This window comes from Peribacillus sp. B65 (genome assembly GCF_058513295.1).
In genome coordinates this window covers 525,415-537,703 of the sequence record NZ_CP195840.1, presented here as the reverse complement: position 1 = coordinate 537,703, position 12,289 = coordinate 525,415, and the positions used below count along the sequence as shown (strand labels likewise).

The window sequence follows — 12,289 nt, the reverse complement described above, 5'->3', positions numbered from 1 at the left end:
TCCTTAGTTTTGTTTTTTTGTAAAAGCCTATGATATGATGAAATGGAAACTGAACGAGGGGGCAAAAAAATGACACATATGCATATTACAGCTTGGGTTATCGGAATCATTCTTTTCTTTGTCACATATTCGATGCTTAAAGGTGAAAACCCGAAAGCGAAAATGCTACATATGATAACACGGTTGTTCTATCTATTGATTTTCCTTACTGGCGGCATGCTGATCACTGATTTTGGTGCTTACGCAGTAAAAATGATTGTTGGAATCATCGTGATTGCGGCGATGGAAATGGTGCTGGTCCGTACGAAAAAAGGAAAAAGCACAAGTGCCATGTGGACATTGTTTATCGTAGCGCTTGTATTCGTCCTTTATTTAGGACTTTCGCTGCCACAAGGAATGGACTTTTTTTAATACAGAATTATAAACGGGTAAATGAGGAAATCTCATTTACCCGTTTTCTTTTACCCGTTATTGTGAATTCACTTTCTCAATGACGATCCTTTTTCCGGTGTTCAGGGTGAATTCAAAACGATCATGATCCTTTTTCCCGTAAGAAAAGTGGTGCTGAACGAGACAAATTTGGCTCTCGTTATCAAAGGTGAAGAAATTCACGCCGGACTGGTTTGGGACTGCCCTTAAAAAGGTGAGCTGGTTATAGCTATATATACAATCATAAATAGAAAAATCAAGTGAATTCAATGTCGTTACAAATTGGAAAAAAGAATCGTCGTTCAATTCTTCCAATAAACGTTCAAAAGAGTAGAGCAGTTTTTTGCGTATCCGAATGGGCTCATTTTCCCTTAAGAAGGTGATTTCCCGATGAAGCAGGATTTTCCCCTCTTCTTCAATTACTCCTTGCTGCCAGCGCCCACCCCTGTACACTTCGATGATGCTGTCAACGTGGTCTTCAATGGAGCAGGCCTCATCTGTTTCATCATCGAAAAAAATCCATTGTTGATTGATATTTTCCACTGTTCCTTCGGTAAAAGCTCTTGTTTGCCTGTTCATTAACTTAGTTCGTTGTTGCTGACTCATACATATACCTCCAATAGTGGAATCCTCACCTACTTTTTAGTCAAAATCCAATGAAAATATAACTGTATATTTTAAAATATTATGGACAAATAACCATCTTTCCGTCTTTGCATAGGCTATGTTTAAACACGGGATGCTTTGCTCAACAATTCATTAACGACGCCGGGCGTTGTGGGCAGGGGGTTCCTACGGAATGATGCTGAGCGATACTTAGGGACTGTAAATCTTTTTAAGACAGGGAGCCAATATATTTTTGATAGTCCGGATAGAAAGGATGAAGTGTAAAATGTGTGGGATAACAGGCTGGGTGCATTTTCAAAAAGATTTACGGACAAAAACGAAAACGCTGGAAAACATGACAAAAACGTTGGCAAAGCGGGGGCCAGACGAAGAAAATGTTTGGAGCGAAGCCCATGTTGCCTTTGGTCATAAACGGTTAACGGTTGTCGATGCGGAAGGCGGAAAACAGCCGATGACGAAAAATCACGAAAACGGCAGATATACGCTTTGTTATAATGGTGAGCTATATAACACCGAGGATATTCGTAAACAGCTATTATTAAAAGGATATTCCTTTAACGGTCATTCTGATACAGAAGTTTTGCTAACTTCTTATATAGAATGGAAAGAAAAATGCATTGACTTGTTCAATGGGATTTTTGCGTTTGCGATTTGGGATGAAAAGGAACAGAAATTATTCGTTGGAAGAGATCGCATGGGGGTAAAACCATTCTTTTACGCGGAAAGGGACGGCGGGTTCATTTTCGGATCGGAGCTGAAGGCGATTCTGGCCCATCCGGATGTTAAAACGGAGATTGACCGCGAAGGGCTGTCTGAGGTTTTTGGTGTTGGTCCATCCCGAAAGCCAGGTTCAGGCATATTTCATAATATCCAGGAATTAAGGCCTGCCCATGCGCTTACCTTATCAAGGAAAGGCCTCCGGATTTGGAGATACTGGAATGTGAAAAGCGAAGAACACCGGGATACTCTTGATGAGACGGCCGAGAAGGTTCGCTTTCTTGTCGAAGATGCAGTGACGCGGCAACTCGTATCAGATGTTCCGCTGTGTACCTTCTTATCAGGAGGGCTTGACTCAAGCGCGATAACGGCCATTGCTGCAAACGCCTATCAAAAAGAAGGGAAAGGGCCGCTTCATACGTATTCCATTGATTATGAGGATAATGAGCGTTATTTTAAAGCAAATGATTTTCAGCCAAACTCTGATGGGTATTGGATTAAAAAGATGTCGGATAGTTTTAACACGGTACACCATTCATCGATCATCACCCAAGAGCAGTTGACAAATTATTTAACGGAAGCAGTCCTTGTAAGGGACCTCCCAGGCATGGCGGATGTCGATTCTTCCTTACTTTGGTTTTGTAAAGAAATCAAGCGAGATTTTGTCGTAGGCCTGTCCGGTGAATGTGCGGACGAAATTTTTGGCGGTTATCCTTGGTTTCATCGTGAGGATGATTTGAATCGTGCTGGTTTTCCATGGATGAGATCTACGGATGAGCGGGTATCTTTATTGAAAAAGGGATGGCGCGAGAAATTGAAGCTTGAGGAATATGCGCAGGAAGCTTATTTGACCACCCTTGCCGAAACGCCTAAATTGGAAGGCGAAAGCGGTGTAGCAGCAAAGCGAAGAGAGCTTTTCTATGTGAATTTATTATGGTTCATGACGACGCTCCTTGACAGGAAGGACCGGATGAGTATGGGGGCAAGTCTAGAGGTGCGCGTGCCATTTGCCGATCATCGCCTTGTTGAATATGCATGGAACATTCCTTGGGAAATGAAAATGGAAGGCAACCGTGAAAAGGGTATTCTAAGGAAGGCTTTGGAGGGGCTGCTACCGGATGAAGTATTGTATCGTAAAAAAAGTCCATATCCAAAAACCCATAACCCTATATATACAGACCGTGTGCAGGCGTGGTTGAAAGACTTACTGATGGATAAAAGTTCGGTGCTGCATGAGTTTTTCGATAAGCAGAAGCTAACCGATATAGTAGATTCCAGGGGTGCCGCTTTTAAAGTGCCGTGGTTCGGGCAATTGATGTCAGGTCCACAGCTGCTCGCTCACTTGGCACAAACCCATGTATGGTTCAAAGAATATGATATCCAGATAATCGAATGAAAAAAACGGGGCGATTTTCATTGCCCCGTTTTTTTCAATGCCTCAATGATTGATTGCGAGAATTTTATATTGATAACCGCTCAATTCAAATTTGCCAACTTGTGTGGTTTCCTTTGTTCTTAAATCCGTTAGTGTACGTCCTTCCAAATCAAAAGGGAGGGTAAAGGATTGCTGGACATCCGTCGGATTGATGAGGACCACGACAGAACGTTTTTCATTATACTTTTGGTAGGCCACGATATTTTCGTTTCCGGCTGTATCAAGGAATTTGAACTTCCCGTCATTGGCAAGTAATCGTTCTTCTTTTCGCAAGTGGATCAATGCCTTAATTTCATTGAGCAGCTCGGTGTTTTGTTTTTCCTCTTCCCAGACCATGCATTTTCGGCACCCTGGATCCATGCCACCGGTTAATCCGATTTCATCGCCATAGTATATACAAGGGCTGCCATTGAATGTCAGCAGGATTGCGTGGATGAGCTTGGCTCGAGCTAGATCTTCCCCGCAATCCGTGTAAATCCGCGGTGTATCATGACTTCCAAGAAGATTGAATGTCACGTCAAAAACATTGGTCGGATAACTGTGATAGATGGCTGTCATTTCTTCTGTGAACTCGCGTGCTTTGATGGTTTGTGAGGCGACCAGGCGAAAAACTTGGTTGGTGAAAGGGTAATTCATGACGGCATCGAACTGATCGCCGCGAAGCCATGGCATTGAGTCATGCCAAATTTCCCCAAGAATATAAAGGTCAGGCTTTATTTTTTTCACCGTTGTTCGAAATTCACGCCAGAATGGCTGGTCGACTTCATTTGCCACATCGAGCCGCCAGGCGTCTATATCGAACTCCTTGATCCAATAAGCCGAGACTTCGAGCAGATATTCTTTCACCTCCGGATTTGCCGTATTCAATTTTGGCATCGATTCAAAAAAACCGAATGTTTCATAATTGGGCCTTTCCCCTCCCTTAAGAGGGAAGCTGTGTGGGTGGAACCAATCCTTATATTTCGATTTCTCTCCCTTTTCGAGTAAATCCTGAAAAGGGGGGAAATAGTAGCCGCTATGGTTAAAAACGGCATCGAGCATGACCCGGATATTCCGTTTGTGGCATTCGGCTATTAGCGTTTTCAATGTTTCCTTCGTTCCGAATTGCGGATCGATACTCCGATAATCAATCGTATCGTATTTATGATTGGAGTGGGCATGGAAAATCGGCGTGAAATAGATTCCGTTGATGCCGAGATTCTCTAGGTAATCCAAATGTTCAATGATTCCTTCAAAGTCCCCGCCAAAAAAATTATCCACCGCCGGATCTTCACTTCCCCAGGGTTTCACACCTTCCGGATCGTTATCGGGGTTTCCGTTCGCAAAACGTTCAGGGAAAATTTGGTACCAAATTGTATCCTTGACCCATTCCGGTGCCCCGAAAACTTCATTTTGATGTAGATAGGGAATCGCGAAATAGCATCCTGGATCTCGGGGGGCTTCTTTAAAGAAGCCCTTTTCCGTGTAAAATGCACTTTCTTCTTCTGAGGTTACCTTGAACCCATATCGTATTCTTCGGTAAGGAGGTTTCACATAAATATGCCAATAATCATAACGGTTATCGCTGCCTGACAAGCTCATGGGAAGTTCTTCATACTGCCATTGACCATTATCTGATATGTATGGATCACCAAAAATCAATCCAACTGAGGAGATATCTTGTTTTTTCGTACGTAGGCGGATATGTAGGGTTTCTGTGTTGATGGGATAGCCGTAATTGTCATTAGGTCTATGGTGTATGGATGAAAATTCCATATAAAACCACTCCAATTCTATAAGTATTTGAGGATGTGAAAAAGGAAACTTTCCAGCTGTTTATGAGGGGGATCTCTATGAAGCTGCACTAGCCAGGTTAAGTGCTTTTTCAATATGGTTATATACCCTATTTCAATTGAAAGAAGCACTTATTAACTAAAAAATAACAAAAAGTGTTCATCACTACAAGGAAATAAATACACCAAGGAAAATGTTGTAAAAACCAAAGCCGTTCATATAATGATAACAATAGCTTTGGCATCGCTTTCATTAAGTGGCTTTATTTGAAGTACTGAACTGAAAAAACAGTATTATTTGGTGCTTTTGGACATGATAGAATAAACATTTTAAAAAGGAGAATCAAAGTGAAGAAGCTGATTTTTCATTTGTTCATGTCCATGTTTTTGATCGTTAGTGTAAGTGCTTGTGGTTCCAGTTCAGATTTGGAAAATGAAGCAGTGAAAGAAGAAAATAAGGAAAAGGAAGACGAAGCCAGCAATGAAGCGAAGCCGGAAAAATTGATCATTTGGGAGGAAAAAGGTAGAGCGGAGGCCCTAAAGCCGGTGATTGAAGCTTTTGAAAAAGAATATGGAATCAACGTTGAGCATGAAGAGCTTGAAATAGCTACCGAGATGTATGAACGGCTTCGTCGTGATGGGCCAATCGGAAACGGAAAGGCCCCGGATGTCGTAACTTTTTCTCATGAAAGAGTCGGGCAAATCGTGAAGGAAGGCTTAATTCAGGAAGTGAAGGTGGAAGATGAGGTATTGAATGCCTTCATTGAACCTTCAATTAGGGGGGAAATGTATCAAGATAAGGTATTTGGATTGCCGAAATCCGTAAACACATCCGTTTTCTTTTATAATAAAAAATTGATGGCTAAGGCTCCTGAGACGATGAATGGCCTTTATAAAATGGCGAAGGAATTAAGAAAGGGTGACGTTCATGGTTACTACGCCAAATGGAATGGTTTCCATGATTCGTATGGAGTAATCGCTGGAATGGGAGGTTATATATTTAAAGATAAGAATGGGAAACTAGACCCTTCCGACATTGGTTTGAATAATAAGGGTGCCATAAAAGGGGCTGCATACATCCAAAAATGGTATAGGGCGGGTTTGATTCCCAAAGGCGACAAGGCAGCGATCGAAAAGTTGTTCATGCAAGGGAATTTGGCTTCTATCATGAGTGACGGGAACTCATTTACCGAGCGGAAGGATACAGGAATTGCCCCCATGCCTGAATTGCCCAATGGCAAGCCAATGAAAACGTTCATGGAAATCAAAGGCTGGCATGTAACAGCATTCACAAAACATCCTTATTGGTCTACGAAGTTAGTTGAATATTTGACTAATGATGATAATGCAATGCAGCGTTATGATTTAACAGGGGAAATCCCTCCGAATAAATCAATCAAACACAATGCCGCAATCAATGAAAATGAAAGGGCACAAGCCTTAAGCATACAATTACAATACGCTGAACCAGTACCGAATATTCCGGAAATGAATAAGGTATGGGGACCGATGAATTCAGCCATGGATGAAATGACCACTCAAAAAGCAAAACCAAAAAGGGCTTTGGATAAAGCGGTCAAGACGATAAATAAAGAACGTTAATCATGTTCTGCCTTTTTTAATTCAGAAACCATAACCAGTATCCCCAATTTGTCCCTTTAGTGTAAAGTTTTTTATAAATTGGATTTGACGTTAAGGGGTCAAAAGGCTAATCTTAAAGGCGTAAAGAGATAGCTAGGAGGAGAGCGGATATGAGAAAAAGAGTGTTATCACTCGCTTTAATTCCGTTGCTTCTTTTTTACGCCATTCCAGTAGGAGCAGCTGAAAAAGAACAACGAACTTGGAAGGATGAAATCGTATATTCATTATTGGTCGACAGATTTTTCGATGGGAATACTCAAAATAATGGAGATGCGAACGTGAATGACCCTTCCGCGTTTAATGGTGGGGATTTCGAAGGTGTCACGAAGAAACTTAATTATTTAAAAGATATGGGTTATACCGCTATCATTCTTTCACCGATTTTCGCTAACGATGAAAAAGGCTATCATGGCGATTGGGTGGCCGATTTTTATAAAACGGATAAACACTATGGGACAATGAAAGAGTTTAAAAAACTCGTGAATGAGGCACATAAACGTGATATGAAGGTGATCATTGATTTTCAAGCAAATAATGTGGGTCCTGACTCCACTTGGCTGACCGATCAAAAAAAACAAGATTGGTTCCATGAAGAAAAAAAGGTTTCCAAGGACGGTAGCCAAACGGATTTGGAAACAGGCTGGGTCGATGGTCTTCCCGATTTGAATCAAGATAATGAGGAAACAAGAAAATATTTACTGGATGCTGCCAAATGGTGGATAACGGAAACCGATATTGATGGATACCGTATAAATAAAGTCCAATACGTAGCGAAGGATTTTTGGAAGGAATTTGTGGATGCAGTTAAATCTGAAAAATCAAATTTCTATACAATCGGCGATGTGCAAGGTGATGCCGAATTGATTTCAAGCTACAAGGAGACGGGTATCGATGCTTTTATGGCTTATCCGCAAAATTCAGAGCTACGGAAAGCATTTGCTGCACCCGATAAAGAATTGAAACCTGTTTTTGATGCGTTTGCGAAAAGCGAAGATAAATTAGGGGGCAATGCCCATCAGGCATTGTTCATGGATACAGAGGGAATGCCCCGGTTTACAAAGGATGCAGCCGACCATAACGAAAATCCAGGTTCCAGATGGAGAATGGCGCTGTCGTATCTTTATACTATGCCAGGGGTGCCAATCGTATTTTATGGTTCGGAAATTGCCTTGAACGGCGATATTGCCCCGGATAATCATAAATTGATGAATTTTAAGACAGAACAGGAATTGGTGGAATATATAACAAAGCTTTCTGACCTCAGAGACATGTACCCAGCATTGAAAAAAGGGGATATGGAGCTTTTATATGAAAAAGGTGGGGCTTCGGTATTCAAGCGTGTATATGGTGAAGAAACGATTGTCGTCGCCATGAACAATACGACTGAAACTCAAACGATAAACCTTACTGATAAGGAGCTTGAAAGCAATAAAGAGTTGAGAGGTATGCTGAATGGGGATCTGGTCCGCAGTAAGGACAACAGCTACTCTATCGTAATCGACAGGGAGACGACAGAAGTCTACACGCTGTCACCTAAGTCGATTATTAATATTCCTTACCTGTTAGTTATAGGATTGGTTCTTCTTATTTTTGGTATATTCATTGCTTTGGTTATTAAGCGTTCAAAACGAAACCAACCAAAATAATCATATGCCTCTCGATTGTCGGTAGCCGCCAAACATTGTCCCTAAGGCTTTGTGGAAAACAGGATCGGGAGGTTACAGCATGAATAAGACCTGGTGGAAAGAAGCGGTTTGCTATCAAATATACCCGCGCAGTTTCATGGATAGTAATGGTGATGGAATCGGGGATATAAAAGGATTGATATCTAAGCTTGACTACCTGCAGGATTTGGGGATAGATGTTATTTGGATTTGTCCATTTTATAAATCTCCCAATGCGGATAATGGCTATGATATTAGTGATTATCAAGCAGTTTCCGATGAATTCGGTTCAATTGAAGATATTGATCTATTATTGAAAGATGTTCATGGACGTGGGATGAAGGTGATACTCGATCTTGTTTTGAATCATACAAGTGATGAGCACCCCTGGTTCGTCGAGTCACGTTCTTCCCGCGATAATCCGAAACGGGATTGGTATATATGGAGGGATGGGCAGGACGGCCGTGAGCCTAATAATTGGGAAAGCATCTTTTCCGGAAGTGCCTGGAAATTCGATGAAAGGACCAATCAATACTATTTACATTTATTTGCCGAAAAGCAGCCAGACTTAAACTGGAAAAATACTGATGTGCGAAAGGCATTATATGAAATGGTCAATTGGTGGCTCGATAAGGGAATCGATGGCTTCCGGATTGATGCGATCACGCATATTCATAAGCGTGAAGGCCTTCCGAATATGCCCAATCCTTATTGGCATCAGTATGTACCTGCGTTTGAAATGCATACCAATCAGGACGGAATTCTGGATTACCTTCAGGAGTTGAAAGAAGAGACTTTCTCTAAGTATGATATCATGACGGTCGGTGAGGCCAATGGCGTCAGGATTGAGCAGGCGGAAGAATGGGTCGGGGAATCGAAGGGGAAGTTCAATATGATCTTTCAATTTGAACATCTAGGGCTTTGGAATAGGGGACAGAATCACGATGTTGATGTTCAAGGGTTAAAGCGCACAATGACCAAATGGCAAAAGGGGCTGAAAAACAAAGGATGGAATGCTTTGTTTTTTGAAAATCATGACCAGCCGAGAAGTGTATCCACCTGGGGAAATGATCAACAATTTTGGTTGGAAAGCGCAAAGATGATAGGGGCCCTATACTTTTTTATGCAAGGGACACCTTTTATTTATCAAGGTCAGGAAATTGGCATGACGAATGTCCAATTTGATTCGATTGATGATTATGATGATGTCGGTATGAAAAACTTCTACCGGATAGAGACCTCGAAAGGTCGTCCTCATGATGAAATCATGAACATTATATGGCATAGCGGCCGTGATAATTCACGAACACCCATGCAATGGAACGATATTGAAAATGGCGGATTCACCCATGGAACACCTTGGATGAGGGTTAATCCAAATTATCGCGCCATTAATGTAGAACAGCAGAAAAATGACCCGTCATCCATTTATCATTTTTATAAAAGGATGATTGAACTTCGAAAAAAACATCAGGTCCTCGTTTATGGGGAATATGAATTGTTATGGGAAGATCATCCTGAACTTTATATTTATACAAGAAACATGAATGATAATTCAGTCATGGTAATATGTAACTTTAGTATGAATCACCATCAAATCGACCTTTCCTATTGGGGGAAAATGGAACTTTTACTAGCTAATTATGATGATTGCCCTGAGGTATCCCTTATTGATTTACGTCCATATGAAACGAGGATTTATCGTTATTGATTGCTATGGACTTGATTGGAAATTAGCTTAAAACCTATGTAGTTAGTCGTCTGACTTCTTATTTTCCAATACACCTGTCGTTTTTGAAGAAGCTGATCATACATCAGCTTCTTTTTGAATTTTAAAACATAGATGAAAAAAACGGAAAAGTAAGTATTTTCTGAAAAATTGAACAAACATTAAAAAAAGTATGGATATAACTATTGAACTGAGTGTATTATGAATACATACAAAATGTATAAATATAAAACAAATATTAAAGAAGTGTTTATTGGTATTCACCTTTTTTAAAAATGAAGTCAATAAAGGCTAAGAGGGGAGAGGGGAAATGCATGGCCATCACAATAAAAGATGTGGCACAGCTAGCGAATGTTGCTCCTTCAACAGTTTCTCGAGTGATTGCAAACAATCCTCGGATAAGTGAAAAAACAAAGGTACGGGTACGTAAGGCGATGACTAAATTAGGATACCATCCAAACTTCATTGCACGTAGTCTTGCCAATCAATCGACCAGGATCATTGGTTTGGTAATGCCAAGTTCGTCAAATGATTATTATCAAAATCCATTTTTTCCGACGATCCTCCAGGGTCTAAGTGAGGGAGCCCAGGAAAACCACTATTCCTTGTTGCTAAGCACGGGAAAAACCGAAGATGAAATCTACGAAGGAGTAGTGAATATGGTGCAGGGGGGTATGGTGGATGGAATAATCCTGATGTATTCAAGGATGAACGATCACATTCTGACCTATTTGAGAGAAAGGGCTTTTCCATTTGTAATCATTGGGAAGCCCTATGATTACATCGAGGAGATAACATATGTTGATAATGATAATGTCTTGGCAGCCGAACAGGCAACGGATTACCTTATACAGCTAGGGCATGAAAGGGTTGGATTCATCGGAGGTGATGAATCCCTTGTGATGACCCTTGATCGCTTATCAGGATATGAACGGGCATTGGAGAGGGCTGGAATTGATCGAAGGATGGAATATACCCTGCATGAAGATTTTTTGCATGAAGGGGGACAAGCTGCTGCAAAAAGGTTACTATCCATCGATGAACCACCTACCGCTTTGGTGGTCAGTGATGATCTCATGGCACTTGGCATCGTCCATTCACTTCGCGAGATGGGCGTGCGCACTCCTGAAGAAATGTCAATCGTCAGCTTCAATAACGTTCTTTTCTCTGAACTGTCATTACCGGCCCTGACTTCCGTAGATATTAATATTTTTGATTTGGGATATCAGGCCGCTAAAGGCATCATTCACATGCTGCAGACTGGGGATGCTCCTGCCGGGACCATCATTCCACATCATTTCGTGGAAAGGCACTCCTGCAGATCGATCAAGCAAGGTGCAATGGCCATGACTTATTAAAGAAAAGGGCATTGCAAAAGCAATGCCTTTTTTTGCTAGAAATGTACGCTAAAACTTTTGAATGCATGTACACCCGTTCCGTGTCTGACTAATTTATTCCCTTTAAGATATTTAATGGCTGCTAGAACTTCCTCAAGAATCCTTGGTTCGAGGCCGAGTTGGTTGTGTCCGCCATAGATTTTGGAGACTGCCTTGATCTTTGCGATTTTTTCTAACGAATTAACAAGGTCTTCAGGGCTCGTAGAGGGATAAAATGCATAAACGGGGGTATCTGAATAGAGAAGGTCGCCAGTGAATAAATAACCTGTTTCATTATCCAAAATTGAGATGTGGCCAGGTGAATGCCCAGGCGTGTGATAAATGATTAAACTACGGTTCCCGAGATCGATCGTGTCCCCATCAAATAAGAGCCTATCAGGGTACCCCTGGTATGGCTTGTATGTGAAAGGATCGAATGATTCAGGTATGGGTAATGTTATATCCCGGGCCATGTTCTTTCTTATTTGTTCCAAGGACAAACCATCAATGCCGTTGATTAGCCAATTGGCATCATCACCATGAACATAAATGGTATCAAAATCACCGTGACCCCCAATATGATCCGCATGAACGTGTGTAGTCAGGACGGTAATAGGAAGATCGGTAAGCCGGTCTGTAATCCCCTTAATCGAACCGATGCCTAACCCTGTGTCTATTAACGCAGCTCGGGTCTCCCCAAGTAATAAATAGGAATGAACTTTCTCCCAATGACCATATTCACTGATTGCAAACGTATTTGGGTCCAATTCCTGAACGGTAAACCATGGATCAACAATTTTTTTCAAAAATGACTCGACTCCTTCCAATCATATATTCCGCGCTAACCGGTAATATCCTGCTTGAAAGAGCAAAAGCAGCGGATTTGTGAAATCCACTGC

The 12,289-nt window shown here is 41.4% G+C and carries 9 protein-coding genes; 6 read left to right on the top strand and 3 right to left on the bottom strand.

What is annotated here, in order from left to right:
• Positions 1 to 69 precede the first annotated feature (69 nt).
• Positions 70 to 411 (top strand): YisL family protein, encoded by a 342-nt coding sequence (locus tag ACSR9O_RS02685; RefSeq protein WP_101224146.1) that lies wholly within the window; start codon positions 70 to 72, stop codon positions 409 to 411.
• A 57-nt stretch (positions 412 to 468) separates the two neighbouring features.
• Here ACSR9O_RS02685 and ACSR9O_RS02680 read toward each other — a convergent pair whose 3' ends face one another.
• The gene (locus ACSR9O_RS02680; protein ID WP_020018810.1) at positions 469 to 1,035 is read right to left on the bottom strand and encodes a DUF2777 domain-containing protein; all 567 of its coding nucleotides are present in this window, start codon (positions 1,033 to 1,035) and stop codon (positions 469 to 471) included.
• A 286-nt stretch (positions 1,036 to 1,321) separates the two neighbouring features.
• On the opposite strand from ACSR9O_RS02680, the gene asnB reads away from it, so the two are divergent.
• Positions 1,322 to 3,169, top strand: coding sequence for an asparagine synthase (glutamine-hydrolyzing) (gene asnB, locus ACSR9O_RS02675; protein WP_427573823.1), 1,848 nt, complete (start codon positions 1,322 to 1,324; stop codon positions 3,167 to 3,169).
• Between the two features lie 42 nt (positions 3,170 to 3,211).
• On the opposite strand, the gene ACSR9O_RS02670 is transcribed toward asnB, so the two are convergent.
• The gene (locus tag ACSR9O_RS02670) at positions 3,212 to 4,963 is read right to left on the bottom strand and encodes a glycoside hydrolase family 13 protein (protein WP_427573825.1); all 1,752 of its coding nucleotides are present in this window, start codon (positions 4,961 to 4,963) and stop codon (positions 3,212 to 3,214) included.
• A gap of 365 nt (positions 4,964 to 5,328) precedes the next feature.
• Between ACSR9O_RS02670 and ACSR9O_RS02665 the strand changes: the two genes are divergently transcribed.
• The 4 genes from ACSR9O_RS02665 to ACSR9O_RS02650 all read left to right on the top strand — a co-directional run bounded on the left by ACSR9O_RS02665 (position 5,329) and on the right by ACSR9O_RS02650 (position 11,372).
• Entirely contained in the window at positions 5,329 to 6,582 is a 1,254-nt protein-coding gene (locus ACSR9O_RS02665) for an extracellular solute-binding protein (protein WP_230177361.1), read from the top strand.
• A 149-nt stretch (positions 6,583 to 6,731) separates the two neighbouring features.
• Complete coding sequence (locus ACSR9O_RS02660) at positions 6,732 to 8,267, top strand: alpha-amylase family glycosyl hydrolase (protein WP_491723863.1); 1,536 nt, start codon at positions 6,732 to 6,734, stop codon at positions 8,265 to 8,267.
• Positions 8,268 to 8,346: 79 nt separating this feature from the next.
• Entirely contained in the window at positions 8,347 to 9,996 is a 1,650-nt protein-coding gene (locus ACSR9O_RS02655; protein ID WP_491723862.1) for a glycoside hydrolase family 13 protein, read from the top strand.
• A gap of 332 nt (positions 9,997 to 10,328) precedes the next feature.
• A complete protein-coding gene (locus tag ACSR9O_RS02650; RefSeq protein WP_101224141.1) occupies positions 10,329 to 11,372 on the top strand; it encodes a LacI family DNA-binding transcriptional regulator in 1,044 nt (347 codons plus the stop codon).
• A gap of 35 nt (positions 11,373 to 11,407) precedes the next feature.
• Here ACSR9O_RS02650 and ACSR9O_RS02645 read toward each other — a convergent pair whose 3' ends face one another.
• Positions 11,408 to 12,187, bottom strand: a complete 780-nt coding sequence (locus tag ACSR9O_RS02645) for an MBL fold metallo-hydrolase (protein ID WP_491725437.1) — start codon at positions 12,185 to 12,187, stop codon at positions 11,408 to 11,410.
• Between the last annotated feature and the right edge of the window lie 102 nt (positions 12,188 to 12,289).